This is a genomic window from Kumtagia sp., from assembly GCF_059502445.1.
On the sequence record NZ_JCACER010000015.1, the window covers coordinates 1 to 15,357 of the forward strand.

13 protein-coding genes are annotated in these 15,357 nt (G+C 68.9%); 6 read left to right on the top strand and 7 right to left on the bottom strand.

The annotated features are described in order from the left end of the window. Nucleotides 1–246 precede the first annotated feature (246 nt). Nucleotides 247–1,254, bottom strand: coding sequence for a uroporphyrinogen decarboxylase (gene hemE / locus AC5JDC_RS06170; RefSeq protein WP_495840228.1), 1,008 nt, complete (start codon nt 1,252–1,254; stop codon nt 247–249). Between the two features lie 103 nt (nt 1,255–1,357). After that, nucleotides 1,358–2,557, bottom strand: coding sequence for a Na+/H+ antiporter NhaA (nhaA, locus tag AC5JDC_RS06175; protein WP_495840230.1), 1,200 nt, complete (start codon nt 2,555–2,557; stop codon nt 1,358–1,360). A 254-nt stretch (nt 2,558–2,811) separates the two neighbouring features. On the opposite strand from nhaA, the gene fmt reads away from it, so the two are divergent. Genes fmt through truA form a run of 3 tightly spaced genes read left to right on the top strand, consistent with a single transcriptional unit; the run spans nt 2,812 to nt 5,014 of the window. After that, nucleotides 2,812–3,747: a methionyl-tRNA formyltransferase gene (gene fmt / locus AC5JDC_RS06180; protein ID WP_495840065.1), complete on the top strand. Its 936-nt coding sequence runs from the start codon at nt 2,812–2,814 to the stop codon at nt 3,745–3,747. Further along, nucleotides 3,744–4,241 carry a GNAT family N-acetyltransferase gene (locus tag AC5JDC_RS06185; protein WP_495840067.1) on the top strand — a complete coding sequence of 166 codons (498 nt, stop codon included), beginning with the start codon at nt 3,744–3,746 and terminating at the stop codon, nt 4,239–4,241. The genes fmt and AC5JDC_RS06185 overlap by 4 nt, the downstream gene beginning before the upstream one ends. 5 nt (nt 4,242–4,246) lie before the next feature. Next, the gene (truA, locus tag AC5JDC_RS06190; protein ID WP_495840069.1) at nt 4,247–5,014 is read left to right on the top strand and encodes a tRNA pseudouridine(38-40) synthase TruA; all 768 of its coding nucleotides are present in this window, start codon (nt 4,247–4,249) and stop codon (nt 5,012–5,014) included. Here the strand turns inward: truA and AC5JDC_RS06195 are convergent. Both AC5JDC_RS06195 and dapE read right to left on the bottom strand, forming a co-directional pair. Next, a complete protein-coding gene (locus AC5JDC_RS06195) occupies nt 4,984–5,571 on the bottom strand; it encodes a transporter (protein WP_106774098.1) in 588 nt (195 codons plus the stop codon). The two genes, truA and AC5JDC_RS06195, sit on opposite strands and share 31 nt — an antisense overlap. A 4-nt stretch (nt 5,572–5,575) precedes the next feature. Beyond that, nucleotides 5,576–6,763 carry a succinyl-diaminopimelate desuccinylase gene (gene dapE, locus AC5JDC_RS06200; protein ID WP_495840072.1) on the bottom strand — a complete coding sequence of 396 codons (1,188 nt, stop codon included), beginning with the start codon at nt 6,761–6,763 and terminating at the stop codon, nt 5,576–5,578. Between the two features lie 310 nt (nt 6,764–7,073). On the opposite strand from dapE, the gene AC5JDC_RS06205 reads away from it, so the two are divergent. Both AC5JDC_RS06205 and AC5JDC_RS06210 read left to right on the top strand, forming a co-directional pair. Continuing rightward, the gene (locus AC5JDC_RS06205) at nt 7,074–7,712 is read left to right on the top strand and encodes a DUF6875 domain-containing protein (protein WP_495840074.1); all 639 of its coding nucleotides are present in this window, start codon (nt 7,074–7,076) and stop codon (nt 7,710–7,712) included. After that, nucleotides 7,709–8,884: a GNAT family N-acetyltransferase gene (locus AC5JDC_RS06210; RefSeq protein ID WP_495840076.1), complete on the top strand. Its 1,176-nt coding sequence runs from the start codon at nt 7,709–7,711 to the stop codon at nt 8,882–8,884. Before AC5JDC_RS06205 ends, AC5JDC_RS06210 begins: the two co-directional genes overlap by 4 nt. 21 nt (nt 8,885–8,905) lie before the next feature. Here the strand turns inward: AC5JDC_RS06210 and AC5JDC_RS06215 are convergent, their stop codons facing one another. The 3 genes from AC5JDC_RS06215 to mutS all read right to left on the bottom strand — a co-directional run bounded on the left by AC5JDC_RS06215 (nt 8,906) and on the right by mutS (nt 12,597). Continuing rightward, a complete protein-coding gene (locus AC5JDC_RS06215) occupies nt 8,906–9,436 on the bottom strand; it encodes an RES family NAD+ phosphorylase (RefSeq protein WP_495840078.1) in 531 nt (176 codons plus the stop codon). Continuing rightward, complete coding sequence (locus AC5JDC_RS06220; RefSeq protein WP_495840080.1) at nt 9,433–9,870, bottom strand: MbcA/ParS/Xre antitoxin family protein; 438 nt, start codon at nt 9,868–9,870, stop codon at nt 9,433–9,435. The genes AC5JDC_RS06215 and AC5JDC_RS06220 overlap by 4 nt, the downstream gene beginning before the upstream one ends. A gap of 87 nt (nt 9,871–9,957) precedes the next feature. Continuing rightward, nucleotides 9,958–12,597 (bottom strand): DNA mismatch repair protein MutS, encoded by a 2,640-nt coding sequence (gene mutS / locus AC5JDC_RS06225; RefSeq protein WP_495840232.1) that lies wholly within the window; start codon nt 12,595–12,597, stop codon nt 9,958–9,960. A gap of 266 nt (nt 12,598–12,863) precedes the next feature. Here mutS and AC5JDC_RS06230 point away from each other — a divergent pair, with 266 nt between their 5' ends. Further along, nucleotides 12,864–15,152: an NADP-dependent malic enzyme gene (locus AC5JDC_RS06230; RefSeq protein WP_495840082.1), complete on the top strand. Its 2,289-nt coding sequence runs from the start codon at nt 12,864–12,866 to the stop codon at nt 15,150–15,152. Nucleotides 15,153–15,357 lie beyond the last annotated feature (205 nt).

The following is a 15,357-nucleotide window of genomic DNA, read 5'->3' on the forward strand; positions in this document are numbered from 1 at the left end:
GGATTCCGGGTTCCGCTGCGCGGCCCCGGAATGACGACGCAGAGCTGTCTGTCCTTCCGATGCTCATATGCGATAGCCCTGCCCTCAAGGGGGAGGGGGACCTTGTGGCCGCAACGCCGAACAAAATCGTCGACGGTTGGCGTCCGGTGGAGCCGCAGCAAGATTCCCCTCCCCCTTGAGGGGAGGGGTTAGGGGTGGGGGTAATTCGTTATGCGATTACGCTGCCGTTCTCCCGAAGAGAAGAGATCATCCCCGCACCCGCTTCACCATGCGCTCCACATGGGCGATGGGCGTCTCCGGCGTGATGCCGTGGCCGAGATTGAAGATCAGCGGAGCGCCGCCGAGGGCTTCGAGGATCGCGTCCACGCCTTCGTCCAGCGCGCGGCCGCCGGCGACCAGCCGCAGCGGGTCGAGATTGCCCTGCACGGCGCCGCCGGCCTGCAGGGCGCGGGCCTGGGTGAGCGGCACCGACCAGTCGAGGCCGAGCGCGGTGACGCCGGTCTTTTCGCGATAGCCGGCATAGAGCGCGCCTGCGCCGCGCGGAAAACCGATGATCGGCGTCGCCGGATGTTTTTCGTGCACCCGCCGGACGATCTCTGCTACCGGCTCTACGCACCAGGCCTGAAAGCTTGCCTCGTCCAGCACGCCCGCCCAGGAGTCGAAAATCTGCACCACATCGGCACCGGCGTCGATCTGGCGGATCAGATACTCGGCCGATACCTCGGCCAGCCTGCCGAGCAGCCGCGCCATGGCTTCGGGCTCGCGAAAGCCGAACAGCCGCGCCGGCGCCTGGTCGGGCGTGCCGCGGCCGGCGATCATGTAGGTCGCCACCGTCCACGGCGCGCCGCAGAAGCCGATCAGCGTCGTCTCGTCGGGAAGTTCGCGGCGCAGGCGGGAAACCGTCTCGTAGACAGGTGCCAACCTGGCGTGGAAATCGCCGCCCTCGCCGAGCCGGGCGATCTCGGCCGTCTCGATCGGAACGAGACGCGGCCCCTCGCCCTCGACGAAGCTCAAGTCGCGGCCGAGCGCGTGCGGCACCACCAGTATGTCGGAGAACAGGATCGAGGCATCGAAGCCGAAACGGCGGATCGGCTGCAGCGTAACCTCGACGGCGAAATCCGGATTGTAGCAGAGGTCGAGGAAGGAGCCGGCCCGCTGGCGCACCTCGCGGTATTCGGGCAGGTAGCGGCCGGCCTGACGCATCATCCAGATCGGCGGCGGCGAGGCCGTCTCGCCGCCGAGCACCTTCATCATCCTGCGCTCCGGCGCGGGCCGGCCGGTCTCGTTCTCGGGCAATTGTTCGTCCTGCTTGCGTCGGGCCGGCCGGACCTATGTCATGCTGGCGCCGGATCGGCAATCACTCGTCGTCGTCTTCGACGGTCGGCCGGGGGGACATCAGCAGCACCGCCGTGCCGAGCAGCGCGGCAAGCAGCGAGCCGGCGAGGATGCCGAGCTTCACCGCCTGCTGCATGGCGGGGTCGTAGGCGAAGGCGAGCAGGCCGATGAACAGGCTCATGGTGAAGCCGATGCCGCACAAAAGGGCCACGCCGGTCATATGCGACCAGCCGGCCCGCATCGGCAGGTCGGCGAGGCCGAGCCGGATCGCGATGGCCGAGGTGGCGAGCACGCCGACCAGCTTGCCGACGACCAGGCCGGCGACGACGCCCAGCGTCAGCGGCTCGGCCAGCGAGGCGAGGCTCATGCCGGCAAACGACACGCCGGCATTGGCGAAGCCGAAGATCGGGATGACCACGAAAGGCACGACCTTGTGCAGCGCGTGCTCCATGCGATGCAGGGGCGAGTGCTCCAGATCGCGCGCGATGCCGGGCGAGGTGCGCAGCGGGACAGTCAGCGCCAGCGCCACACCGGCCAGCGTTGCATGCACGCCGGACTTCAGCACCAACACCCACAGCGCGACGCCCAGCACGACATAGGGGATCAGGTTGAGCACGCCCATGCGGTTGAGCACGACCAGCATGGCGAGCACGGCGGCGGCACCCGCGAGGTAAGGCAGCGCCAGGCCGCTGGTATAGAACAGCGCGATGATGATGACCGCGCCGAGATCGTCGATGATGGCGAGCGCGGTGAGGAAGACCTTCAGCGAGGCGGGAACGCGGTTGCCGAGCAGCGACAGCACGCCGAGCGCGAAGGCGATGTCGGTGGCGGTGGGGATCGCCCAGCCGGGCAGCGCCTGCGGGTTGTCGACATTGATCGCCACATAGATCAGAGCCGGCACGACCATGCCGCCGACGGCCGCGATGCCCGGCAAAGCGCGGCGCGGCCAGGTGGAGAGCTGGCCGTCGAGCATCTCGCGCTTGATCTCCAGCCCGACCAGCAGGAAGAACGCGGCCATCAAGCCGTCATTGATCCAGTGCTCGACATTGAGCGGACCGACATAGGTCTTGAGCGCCCCGAAATAGGCGTCCGACAGCGGCGAGTTGGCGATGATCAGCGCCAGCACCGCCGCGCCCATCAGGATGATGCCGCCCGACGCCTCGCTGTCGAGGAATTCGCGGAAAATCGAGACTGGGCGGGCTTGGCGATCCGTCAAGGCAATTTCCCTCGTGTCGTTGGCTGCCCTGAATGACGCGTCCGCGCCCGCAAGGCAACCCCGCCGCGAACGGTCGGGGAGTTTCGTGCCGTCACGGTTCCGGGAGCAGCCGAGCTGCCGGTTTGCCGCCTGCCTGGACGAGTACCGGCGCGGCGGCGGCGCCTTGCAAGAGGCGCAGCCCGAAGCGGCCGAAGCGGCTGCCCCTCGACATAGCCGGGTGAGGCGCTTATGTGCCGCGACACGAAAAACGCGGAAGAGCCATGCCGCTTCGCATCATCTTCATGGGCACGCCGGAATTTTCCGTGCCGACGCTGGCGGCGCTGGCCGAGGCCGGCCACGAGCTTGCCGCCGTCTACACGCAGCCGCCGCGGCCGGCCGGCCGGCGCGGGCTCGACCTCACGCCGTCTCCGGTGCAGCGGGAGGCGGAGCGGCTGGGCGTTCCCGTGCGCTGCCCGACAACATTGAAAGACAAGGCCGGGCAGGAGGCATTCGCCGCGCTCGGCGCGGACGTCGCGGTCGTCGTCGCCTATGGTCTGCTGTTGCCGCGCGCCGTGCTGGAGGCGCCGCGGCTCGGCTGCTTCAACGGTCACGCCTCGCTGCTGCCGCGCTGGCGGGGCGCGGCCCCCATTCACCGCGCCGTCATGGCCGGCGACGCCGCGACCGGCATGATGGTGATGAAGATGGAAGAAGGCCTCGACACCGGGCCTGTCGCGATGACGGCGCGGCTGCCGATCGGTCCGGACGAGACGACGGGCGAACTGCATGACCGGCTGAGCACGGCAGGCGCGGCGCTGATGGTCGAGGCCATGGCGGCGCTCGAAGCGGGCCGGCTGGCGCTGGCGCCGCAGGCCGATGCCGGTGTCACCTACGCCAGCAAGATCGACAAGGCCGAGACGCGAATCGCCTGGTCGCTGCCGGCGACCGAGGTGCACAATCGTATTCGCGGCCTGTCGCCTTTTCCCGGCGCCTGGTGCGAGTTCGAGGCGGGCGGACGGCGCGAGCGGCTGAAGCTGCTGCGGTCCACCATGGGCGAAGGGAAGGGCGAGCCCGGCACTGTTGTCGATGACCGGCTGACGGTCGCCTGCGGCGGCGGCGCCGTGCGGCTGGTCGAGGTGCAGCGTGCCGGCGGCCGGCCGGTCGAAGCCGTCGAGTTCCTGCGCGGCGCCAAGCTGGCGCGTGGAGACCGCCTGCCATGACCCCGATGATCAGGCCAGCCAGTGCCGGTGATCGCGCCGCCATCCATGCGCTGGTCGAGCGGGCGTTCGGGCAGCCGCTGGAAGCCGACCTCGTCGATCGGCTGGCGGCGGACGGCGATGCCGTGCTCGAACTGGTTGCCGAGACGGACGGTCGCATCGTCGGCCACGTCCTGTTCTCGCGGCTTCTGGTCGACGGCGACGGCATGCTGTTCCCGGCGGTGGCGCTTGCGCCGCTCGCCGTCGATCCGGCTCTTCAGCGTGCGGGCATCGGAAGCGCACTGGTCGAGGAGGCGCATCGCCGCCTCGCGACGGCCGGCGAAGAGCTCTCCGTGGTGCTCGGCGACCCCGCTTATTACGGCCGTTTCGGCTATCGGCACGAGCGCGCCCGGCTTTTCGCCAGCGATTACCAGGGCGACGCACTGCAGGCGCTCGCCTGGGGCGCGGCGCCCGCCACAGGGCGGCTCGTCTACGCCGCCGCCTTCGCGGACCTGTGAACGCCATGCCGCGCTACCGCCTCGACATCGAATATGACGGCCGGCCCTATGCGGGCTGGCAGCGGCAGGACGGGCCGCGCTCGGTGCAGGAGGCGGTCGAGCGGGCGGTCAAGGGTTTTTGCGGCGAGACCGTCTCCCTGCGCGCCGCCGGCCGCACCGACGCCGGCGTCCACGCCACCGCCCAGGTCGCCCATGTCGATCTCGTTCGCGACTGGCCGGCCGACACGGTGCGCGACGCGGTCAATGCGCACCTGCAATCGGCCGGGGACAGCGTCGTCATCCTCGCCGCTTCGCCGGTCGGCCCGGACTTCGACGCGCGATTTTCGGCGACCGGCCGCCGCTATCTCTACCGCATCCTCAACCGCCGCAGCCCGACGGCGCTGGAGAAGGGCCGCGCCTGGTGGGTGCCGAAGCCGCTGGACGCCGGGGCGATGCACGTCGCCGCCCAGGAGCTGGTCGGCCGGCACGACTTCACCACCTTCCGCTCCGCGCAGTGCCAGGCCAACAGCCCGCTGCGCACGCTCGACCGGCTCGATGTCAGCCGCACCGGCGACCTCATCGAGGTGCGCGCCGCCGCCCGCTCCTTCCTGCACAACCAGGTGCGCTCCATGGTCGGCTCGCTGAAGCGGGTCGGCGAGGGTGTCTGGAACGCAGCCGATCTGGCGGCGGCGCTTGCCGCGCGCGACCGCGCCGCCTGCGGCCAGGTGGCGCCGCCCGACGGGCTCTATCTGGTCGGGGTCGACTACGGGGCGGACAGGCCGAGCAACGCCTGAAGCGCCAGCAGCACCATCAGCGACGCCACGAACATGGCGGCGAAGACGGCGCTCGCCATGGCCGGGCCGCGTCCGATCGCGGCATTGGTCAGCCGCCATCCGAGAAACAGCGAGGCGCCGTAGAAGAGCAGCGACAGCAGCGTGACGAAGTCGGTGGCGCCGGGCGCCAGCATCGCGAGGATGGTCGGCGGCAGGGTCAGCCAGACCAGCAGCGCCGAGCCCCAGTTGGAGGCGACCACATAGGGGACGAAGCGGTCGGCAAGGCCTGCCGGCTTCGCCGCTAGCGCGAAGCCGATCAGCGGCAGCACCCACGTGCCGAGATCGCGCAGCGCATAGCGGACGACGAGGCCGCCGCGCGAGGCCATCTGGACGTCGGAGACCTGGTCCGCGAGCATGACCCAGCCGAGCGCCATGGCCGGCGCGGCGACAAGGATGGCGAAGAAGGAGTTCCAGAAACCGTCCGCCGACAGATCGAGCAGCCGCAACCCGTCGGCGCGGCCGGCCATCATGCGCCAGGCGCCCGACAGTCCGCTCTGGATCTCGGCGCCGGCCAGCATGGCGTCACCCGAACCAGTCCTGCAGGAAACGCTGGTAGATTCGGGTCAGCGTTTCCAGGTCGGAAAGGGCGACGCGCTCGTCCACCATGTGCATGGTCTTGCCGACCAGGCCGAACTCGACCACCGGGCAGAAATCCTTGATGAAGCGCGCATCCGATGTGCCCCCCGACGTGGAGAGCGCGGGCGTGCGCCCGGTCACCGCCGCGACGGAGGCCGACAGGGTTTCGACGAGGCGTTCGTCGCGGGTCAGGAACACATGGCTCGGACGGTCGCGCCAGACGAGATCGAAGTCGATTCTATCCGTGCGGCCCTTGCGGTATTTGCGCCGGCCGGCAGCCGTATCGAGGCGATTGTGGATCTCGGCCTGGATCGTCTCGGCCTCCCAGCTGTCGTTGAAGCGGATGTTGAAAGTCGCCTTCGCCCGCGCCGGAATGACGTTCACCGCCGGGTTGCCGACATCGATGGAAGTGATCTCCAGATTGGTGGGCTGGAAATCCTTCGTGCCGCCGTCGAAGGAGGGTTCGAGCAGCGCATCCACCAGCGAGAGCAGCCCGCGCACCGGATTGTCGGCCAGATGCGGATAGGCGACATGGCCCTGACGTCCGTGGACTGTGACCTCCCCCGACAGCGAGCCGCGCCGGCCGATCTTGATCATGTCGCCGATCGAGTCCGGATTGGTCGGCTCGCCGACGATCGCCGCGTCCCATGTCTCGCCGCGCGCCGCCGCCCAGTCGAGCAGCTTCGTCGTGCCGTTGATCGCCGGCCCTTCCTCGTCGCCGGTGATCAGCAGCGACACCGACCCGCGCGGGCGGGCCCCTTCCGCCAGCCGCCGCGCCAAGGCCGCGACGAAGCAGGCGATGCCGCCCTTCATGTCGACGGCACCCCGGCCGATCATCTCGCCGTTGCGGATGTCCGCGGCGAAGGGCGGGTGCGTCCACGCGTCGGCATCGCCGACCGGCACGACGTCGGTATGGCCGGCGAACATCAGATGCGGGCCGTTGCCGGAGAGCCGGGCATAGAGGTTCTCGATGTCGGGCGTGCCCTCCTCGGAAAACACTGGACGGTCGACGGCAAAGCCCATCGGCTCGAGCATCGCAGCCAGCGCCGCCAGCGCGCCGCCCTCGGCCGGCGTGACCGACGGGCAGCGGATCAGCGAAGCGAGGTTTTCGGCGGGATCGGTCGGCAGGTTCATGCGAACTGATTCATGCGGTTACGATAGAGGAGTCAGTGCGGCCTCGCCGCCGCCAAGTCAACGAAAAGCACCGGGATTCGCTGCCGAGGCATGATCGATGGCGGCCGCTGGCCCTGTCGATCTTGGGTGAAAGGCAGCGCCATCCGGCCCGCACGTCGGTCGCCGGACCCCGAAAAGCATGATTTTTGCAACGCCTGGAAACCATCCGGAAACCATGATCTCGCAAGAGCCTGCTTCGCGGCAGCCGCTCAATCATTCGGCAAGCGACAAGCGCTAGTCTTCCATGCAACGTCGAGGAAGAGTGGATGTCATGCTTGACAGGGTTGCCAGGCCGGCTGTCGGCACAGCTTTGCTGACCATGCAGGAAGCGCGTGCCGCGGAAACCGGCGACGACGCGCTGGCGACGCTGCGCGGCTGGGTCGAGGCCTATCTGATGCGCGGCCATGCCGATCTCGGCCGCACCGGCGCCGTTTGCCCGTTCACCAGGCAGGCAGCCAAGCTGGATACGGTCCGCCTCGCCATCTCCCCGGCCGGACCCGGCGATGAGGAAGAGGCCTTTCGGCTGATCCGCCAGGGCTTTTCCGATCTGGAGGCGATCCCCTGCAAGCCGTCCATGCGCCATTTCCGCACCGTCATCGTCGGCTTTCCGAACTGCGCCTCGCCCGAGGGCATCGCCATGCTGCAGGCGGTGCAGCGCCGCCACAAGTTCTATTCGCTCGCCCGCTTCCGCATGATCGGCTTCATGCACGCCACCAATGACGCACCGGGCCTGTGGAACCCCGATTTCAGGCCGCTCAGGGCGCCGTTGCCGGTGCTCGCCATCCGCCACCTCGTCGAGCAGGACGCACCCTTCGCGGCGCGCCATCCGCTGCTGCTCGGACCGTACCTGCTGCGCTTCCCGCTGGCCGGGCCGAAGCGGCTGCTCGCCTATATGCGTGGCGGCGGATGAGCGATCCCGGCATCCTGACGGCGGGATCGGTCTCCGTCGCGACGGCACGGTCGGTCGCGCCGGCTGTCGGGCAGGGGATCGAGGTCGTCGCTACGACCGCCGGTCTCGCAGCCCTGCGGCCCGAATGGGACGCATTTTTCGCGCGCGCCGGGCTGCCGCAGCAGGTGTTCCAGAGCCACGCCTTCCTGACGCACTGGGCCCGGCACTATCTCGAGCCGAGCATGACGCCGCATGTGGTGGTCGCGCGGCGGGACGGCCGCATCGTCATGCTCTGGCCGCTGGTCCTGCGGCGGCGCTTCGGCGTTTGCGTGCTGCAGGTCATGGGCGCTCCCGTGGCGCAGTTCGGCGATGTCTTGGCAGAGCCTGGGATCGACGCGGAGGTGGTGGCGGCCGCGTGGTCGGCGCTGGACCGTTCCGGCGCCGATCTCTTCCTTGCCCAGAAGATACGCGCCGATTCGGCGTTGCTCGGCATACAGGCACCCCGCCGTCCCGTCCTCCTGAGCCAGAGCCAGGCGCCGTTCGCAGACCTTGCCGGGCGCGTCGGCTCCGACGGGCCGGGTACCGCCTATCCGGCGCGGGAACGCTCCGCCTATCGCCGCCGGCTGCGCCGTCTCGCCGAATTGGGAGAGATTGCCCTGCGCAGCCTGCCGCCGGGCGAGGCGGCCGGGCTGGCGCGGCAGGCCGTCGCCTTCAAGCGCGATTGGCTGAAGCGCAATGCGATCCTGTCGCCGACCATGTCCGACCCGCGCTTCGTCGCCTTTTTCGAGGACTGCGCCGCCGATCCGGACTCGGCGCTGCGCATCTCCACCATCGAGCGCGACGGCCGGCCGATCGGCATCGACCTGTCCTTCGACTGCAAGGGCAGCAGCTTCGGCCATGTCATCGCTTCCGATCCCGACTGCGAGCGCGAGGGCATCGGCAGCATCCTCATCCATCACGTCTTCGCGACCGCCAGGCAGCGCGGCTCGGCCACCTTCGACATGCTGGCGCCCGCCGATCCCTACAAGCTGCGCCACGCCGACGGCGAGACCGGCGTCCAGGATCTGGCTTACGTGTTCACCCCCCGCGGCCGGTTGTATTGCGAGGCGGTGCTGAAGCGCGCCCGCCCGCTGGCCCGGGATTTTGCGAAGAAGCTGCCGGCCGGGCTGGTGCGAAGGCTCGGCAGCGGCTAGCAAGACCCGGACCGATCATCGTCAGCGGCCCTGCATCTCCCACGAGAGCAGATTCTTGGGCAGCCGTCCGGACGGATCGTGGACCATGACGCGCCACGGCAGTTCCGGTCGCCATTTCCACAGGACGAGATTGCGCATGTCCGCGCGGGCGCCGCGCGCGAAGGAGGGCACCAGGATGCCGGCACAACTGCGCCCGATCAGGCGCCTGGCCAGGTTCCATGACGCGGGCTGGCGCCCCTCCGCGACGTCGAGCGCCCATGCACAGGCCAAGTCGCCCGGCGCGACGCCGGCCGCTGCTTGCGCTTCGGGGGTTGTGAGATCGAGGATGTCGTCGCAATCTACCTCGTAGAGGCAGACGGTCAGCGGTTCGAGCTTCGCGGCAAAGCCTTGCGCCGCTTCGATCACCGCGCCTTCGATCGTCAGGCCGAGATAGAGCGCTGCGGTTCCCTTCGGATTGAAGCGCCCGCCATGGACTTTGGCCCCATCGCCGGACAGCGGCGAGAACGACCATTTCGGATGATGCGCCCGGTAGCAGTCGCCGACAAACCTCAAGCAAAGCCGCCCATGGCGACATGATCGAGATAGTCGCGCACGGCATTTGCCTTGCCGTCCTTGACGAGGCTTTCCGCCGTGCGGCCGCCGAAGGCCGGGATCGGCTCGGCGCGATACCACGCCATCGCCTGCTTCTCGCCCCCGGCCCATCCGGTCACCCGTGCGATGATCTCCAGCATCTCCGTGATCCTCGACTGAGTCTTCGCCGCCGTCAGGCGGCTGGTGCGGCGCAGCGTTTCCGGCGCCAGTCCGATGGTCTCCGCGAACTGCCCCTTCGACATGCCGAAGCGCTCCACCACATGATCTATGTCGACCATTCCGTCCGCGCCGTAGAGGCTCGCAGCCCGGCCTGCCGGCAGATGGACGGGAGTCGGTGCAAGATAGGGAGTGGCGCTTTCTTCAAAACCGTCGGGATGATCCCTTGAAGTCATCATTGCCACATCCTTCTACACTTCCATGTGACAGATTATGTGGCATCTTTCCCGTCACCTGTCAAGGAGCCACCGGCCAGGCACCTGCACCTATCCGCCCGCCTTCCCCTTCAGCCTGTACAGCGCCTCCAGCGCCTCGCGCGGCGTCATCTCGTCCGGGTTGAGCGCGGCGACCGCCTCGCGCAGCAGGTCGGGCTTGTCCGGCTTCGGCGCCTCGCGTCGCGCCGCCACGGAAAACAGCGGCAGGTCGTCGACCAGCCGGTCGGCCTTGCCGGAAGTCTCGCCGCTCTCCAGCCGGTGCAGCACCTCGCGCGCGCGCTCGACCACGGCCGCTGGCAGGCCGGCCAGCCGCGCCACCTGGATGCCGTAGGAGCGGTCGGCGGCGCCCTTGCCGACCTCGTGCAGGAAGATCACCTCGCCCTCCCATTCCTTCACCCGCATGGTGGCGTTGTGGAGCCGCGGCAGCTTCTCGGCCAGCGCCGTCATCTCGTGGAAATGCGTGGCGAACAGCGCCCGGCAACGGTTCTTCTCGTGCAGGTATTCCACCGCCGCCCAGGCGATGGAGAGGCCGTCGAAGGTGGCGGTGCCGCGGCCGATCTCGTCGAGAATGACCAGCGAGCGCTCGCCGGCCTGGTTGAGGATGGCCGCCGTCTCGACCATCTCGACCATGAAGGTGGAGCGGCCGCGCGCCAGGTCGTCGGAGGCGCCGACGCGCGAGAACAGCCGGTCGACCGCACCGATATGCGCGCGTGCCGCCGGCACGAAGCAGCCGGCCTGGGCCAGGATGGCGATCAGCGCGTTCTGCCGCAGGAAGGTCGACTTGCCGCCCATATTGGGTCCGGTAAGCAGCCAGATGGCGCCGAACTTGCCCGTTTCGGCCGGCGACAGGTCGCAGTCGTTGGCGACGAAGGGTTGGCCGGAGATGCGGCGCAGCGACTGTTCGACCACGGGGTGACGGCCGCCCTCGATCTCGAAGGTCAGGCTGTCGTCGACAATCGGCCGCGTCCAGCGCTCGTCGGCGGCGAGCGCCGCCAGCGCGGCCGAAACGTCGAGGACGGCGAGCGCCGCCGCTCCGGCGCGAATGGTCTCGGCATGGCCGACGGCTTCGGCGACCAGTTCGTCGAACACGCCGAGCTCGATCGCCAGCGCCCGGTCGGCGGCATTGACGATCCGGGTCTCGAGATCGGCAAGCCCGGTCGTGGTGAAGCGCATGGCGCTCGCCATGGTCTGGCGATGGATGAAGCGGGCGCGCAGCGCGTCGGTCCCGCTCAACGCCGCCTGATGGTTTGCCGTCACCTCGATGTAGTAGCCGAGTACGTTGTTGTGCCGGATCTTCAGCGAGCGGACGCCCGTCTCCTCGACGAGGTCGCGCTCCATGCCGGCGATGACTTTTCGCGACTCGTCGCGCAATGCCCGCATCTCGTCGAGCTCGGCGTTCCAGCCCGGCCGCACGAAGCCGCCGTCGCGCTTGAGCAGCGGCGTCTCGTCGCCGAGCGCCCGCGCCAGCCGCTCGGCGAAGGAGACGGGCAGGTCGGCGATGGCCGTCAGCGCCGATGCGATCTCGGCGGGAGGCGAGGCAGCCGCCAGCAGGTGGCGAACCTGCGCGGCGACGTCGAGACCGGCGGCGAGCGCGCCGAGATCGCGCGGGCCGCCGCGATTGAGCGCCAGCCGGGTCAGCGCCCGCGGCATGTCGGCGAGGCCCTTGAGCAGCGCGCGCAGTCCCTCGCGCAGGTCGCTCTCCTCGACCAGCCAGGAAACCGAATCGAGCCGGGCATTGACCGCCGCCGGCGCTGTCAGCGGCGAGGTCAGCCGCTCGGCCAGCAGGCGCGCCCCGGCGCCGGTCACGGTGCGGTCGATCGCATAGAGCAGCGAACCGTCGCGGCTGCCCGACAGCGTGCGCACCAGCTCCAGATTGGCGCGCGTCGCGGCGTCGATGAACAGCGTCGAGCCGGCCGCCTCGCGCTCGGGCACGCCGAGCGGCGGGCGCTCGGCCTTCTGCGTCTTCTCGACGAAAGCGATGATGCCGGAGATCGCCGACAGCTCCGCCCGGCCGAAGCTGGCGAAGCCGTCCGGCGTGGCGACGCGGTAGAAGCGGGCGATGCGGTCGGCGGCGGAAGCCGAATCGAACAGGCTCGGCGGCTGCGGGCTGGCGACGCGGCCCAGCAGATCGAACACCGGCTTCAGCTCGGGATCGAAGAACACCGGCTCGGCGACGATCAGCTCGCGCGGGTCGATGCGGAAGACGTCGGCGACCAGCCGGTCGGCGGTGGTCTCCGTCACCCGGAAAAGGCCGGTCGACAGCTCCAGCCAGGCGAGCGCGAAGCCGCCGCCCTTGACCCGGCCGAGCGCCATCAGGAAGTTGGATTCGGCCGGCGAAAGCAGTCTGTCCTCGGTGATGGTGCCGGGGGTCACCAGCCGCACCACGTCGCGGCGCACCACCGATTTCGAGCCGCGCTTCTTGGCCTCCGCGGGATCCTCGATCTGCTCGCACACGGCGACGCGGTGGCCGAGCCCGATCAGCTTCTGCAAATAGTCGTCGGCGGCGTGGATCGGCACGCCGCACATGGGGATGTCAGAACCCTGGTGCTTGCCCCGCTTGGTGAGCACGATGCCGAGCGCCCGCGATGCCACCTCGGCGTCGTCGAAGAACAGCTCGTAGAAATCGCCCATGCGGTAGAACAGCAGCGAATCGGGATTCGCCGCCTTGATCTCGATGTACTGCTCCATCATCGGCGTCGCGGCGGGAAGCGCTGCGAGCGCCCCTCCCCCTTGAGGGGAGGGGATAGGGGTGGGGGTATGACGCACGCCGCCCTCCAAGTTCATTTCCATGCCACCATGCTTGTGAACCCCCACCCCTAACCCCTCCCGGGGGAGGGGGACTCGCAGCGCGGGCGCAGGACACTTCCTTCCTGCTTGGCGCTTTACTCGCTCGGAGTGTAGCCTTAATCCCGAACACTCCACAAAAAGAAGCGGCTAGGGAAGGAACGCGCGGCATCATGGCGGCATCGAAGAAACCGGAGAATGCGGGACCGTCGGTCAGCGCCCAGGAAGCGCTGGATTTCCATGCCATGGGGCGGCCGGGCAAGCTGGAGATCAACCCGACCAAGCCGATGGCCACCCAGCGCGACCTGTCGCTTGCCTATTCGCCCGGCGTCGCCGTCCCGGTGAAGGCGATCGCCGAGGATCCGTCGCGCGCCTTCGACTACACCACCCGCGGCAATCTCGTCGCCGTCATCTCCAACGGCACCGCCATCCTCGGCCTCGGCAATCTCGGCGCGCTCGCCTCCAAGCCGGTGATGGAAGGCAAGGCGGTGCTGTTCAAGCGCTTCGCCGACGTCGATTCGATCGATCTCGAGGTCGACACCGAGGACCCGGACACCTTCATCAACGCCGTGCGCTATCTCGGCCCCTCCTTCGGTGGCATCAACCTCGAGGACATCAAGGCGCCGGACTGCTTCATCATCGAGCAGAAGCTGCGCGAGGTGATGGACATCCCCGTCTTCCACGACGACCAGCACGGCACCGCAATCATCGCCGCCGCCGGGCTGATCAACGCGCTGGAGATCACCGGCCGCGACATGAAGACGACGAAGCTCGTCTGCAACGGCGCGGGTGCCGCCGGCATCGCCTGCATCGAGCTGATCAAGGCGATGGGTTTCTCGCCGGAGAACATCATCCTGTGCGACACCAAGGGCGTCGTCTACCAGGGCCGCGCCGAGGGCATGAACCAGTGGAAGTCGGCGCATACCGTCAAGACCGAGGCGCGCACGCTGGCCGAGGCGCTTGACGGCGCCGACGTCTTCTTCGGGCTCTCCGCCAAGGGCGCGCTGACGCCGGCCATGGTGCAGTCGATGGCCAAGAACCCGATCATCTTCGCCATGGCCAATCCCGACCCGGAGATCACGCCGGAGGAGGTCGCCGAGATCCGCACCGACGCCATCATGGCCACCGGCCGCTCGGACTATCCGAACCAGGTCAACAACGTGCTCGGCTTCCCCTACATCTTCCGCGGCGCCCTCGACGTGCGGGCGACGACCATCAACGACGAGATGAAGGTGGCGGCGGCGCGGGCGCTCGCCGCGCTCGCCCGCGAGGACGTGCCGGACGACGTCGCGGCCGCCTATCAGGGCATGCGGCCGAAGTTCGGCCCGAACTACATCATCCCCGTGCCGTTCGATCCGCGCCTGATCTCGGCGATCCCGATCGCCGTGGCGCATGCCGCCATGGAGACGGGCGTGGCGCGCAAGCCGGTCCTCGACCTCGCCCGCTACGCGCAGGAGCTGTCGGCCCGCCGCGACCCGATCGCCTCGACGCTGCAGCGCATCTACGACCGCGTGCGCCGCCAGCCCAAGCGCATCGTCTTCGCCGAGGGCGAGGAGGTGCAGGTGATGCGCGCCGCCGTCGCCTATGTGAACCAGAAGCTTGGCACCGCCATCCTGATCGGCCGCGACGAGGTCATCAAGGAGAATGCCCGCACCGCCGGCATCGACTTGAACAAGGCCGGCATCGAGATCATCAACGCGCGGCTGTCGCGTCGCAACGCTCTGTATGCCGACCATCTCTACGAGCGCATGCAGCGCAAGGGTTTTCTGTTCCGCGACTGCCAGCGGCTGATCAACAACGACCGCAACCATTTCGGCGCCTGCATGCTGGCGCTGGGCGATGCCGACGGGCTGGTCACCGGCCTCACCCGCAACTACTCGACGGTGCTGGACGACGTCCGCCGCGTCATCGACGCGAAACCCGGTCACCGCGTCATCGGCGCCTCGATCGTGCTCTCCAGAGGCCGCACCGTCATCGTCGCCGACACCGCCGTGCACGACATGCCCAATGCCGAGCAGATCGCCGACATCGCCGAGGAGACGGCCGGTTTCGCGCGCCGCATGGGCTACGAGCCGCGGGTGGCGATGCTCGCCTATTCGAGCTTCGGCCATCCGCCCGGCGAGCGCTCCGAGCGTGTGCAGGAGGCGGTCCGCATCCTCGACCGGCGGCGGGTCGACTTCGAGTATGACGGCGAGATGGCCGCCGACATAGCGCTCGACTACCGGCTGATGCAGCAGCAGTACCCGTTCTGCCGCCTGTCGGGAGCGGCCAACGTGCTGGTCATGCCGGCCTTCCACTCGGCCTCGATCTCGACCAAGATGCTGCAGGAGCTCGGCGGCTCGACCGTCATCGGCCCGCTGCTGGTGGGCTTGAACAAGCCGGTTCAGATCGTCTCGCTGAACGCCAAGGATTCCGACATCGTCAACATGGCGGCGATCGCCGCCTATACCGCGGGGAGTTGAACCCGGGCTGGCGACCAGAGCGGCGATCAGCTCCAACGCGGCCGGCGCTTCGGCCCAGGCCCTGCGGGCAATCCGCGTCTGTCCGGCCGGGCCATGAGCGCGGCTGGATCAAGGAAATCTCGAAACAGCTTCGTCCCAGAACGCCATAGTCGGGCCCTTGTGCCGGCGAAGCAATCGGCGGATTGTTCCGGCGTCCGGCGCGGGC

What these genes read in the sequence shown, in the direction of transcription:
- AC5JDC_RS06230 (WP_495840082.1), top strand. Translation starts at nt 12,864, where the DNA reads ATGGCGGCATCGAAGAAACCGGAGAATGCGGGACCGTCGGTCAGCGCC.
- hemE (WP_495840228.1), bottom strand. Translation starts at nt 1,254, where the DNA reads ATGATGAAGGTGCTCGGCGGCGAGACGGCCTCGCCGCCGCCGATCTGG.
- dapE (WP_495840072.1), bottom strand. Translation starts at nt 6,763, where the DNA reads ATGAACCTGCCGACCGATCCCGCCGAAAACCTCGCTTCGCTGATCCGC.
- fmt (WP_495840065.1), top strand. Translation starts at nt 2,812, where the DNA reads ATGCCGCTTCGCATCATCTTCATGGGCACGCCGGAATTTTCCGTGCCG.
- AC5JDC_RS06210 (WP_495840076.1), top strand. Translation starts at nt 7,709, where the DNA reads ATGAGCGATCCCGGCATCCTGACGGCGGGATCGGTCTCCGTCGCGACG.
- truA (WP_495840069.1), top strand. Translation starts at nt 4,247, where the DNA reads ATGCCGCGCTACCGCCTCGACATCGAATATGACGGCCGGCCCTATGCG.
- AC5JDC_RS06195 (WP_106774098.1), bottom strand. Translation starts at nt 5,571, where the DNA reads ATGCTGGCCGGCGCCGAGATCCAGAGCGGACTGTCGGGCGCCTGGCGC.
- mutS (WP_495840232.1), bottom strand. Translation starts at nt 12,597, where the DNA reads ATGATGGAGCAGTACATCGAGATCAAGGCGGCGAATCCCGATTCGCTG.
- AC5JDC_RS06185 (WP_495840067.1), top strand. Translation starts at nt 3,744, where the DNA reads ATGACCCCGATGATCAGGCCAGCCAGTGCCGGTGATCGCGCCGCCATC.
- AC5JDC_RS06220 (WP_495840080.1), bottom strand. Translation starts at nt 9,870, where the DNA reads ATGATGACTTCAAGGGATCATCCCGACGGTTTTGAAGAAAGCGCCACT.
- AC5JDC_RS06205 (WP_495840074.1), top strand. Translation starts at nt 7,074, where the DNA reads ATGCTTGACAGGGTTGCCAGGCCGGCTGTCGGCACAGCTTTGCTGACC.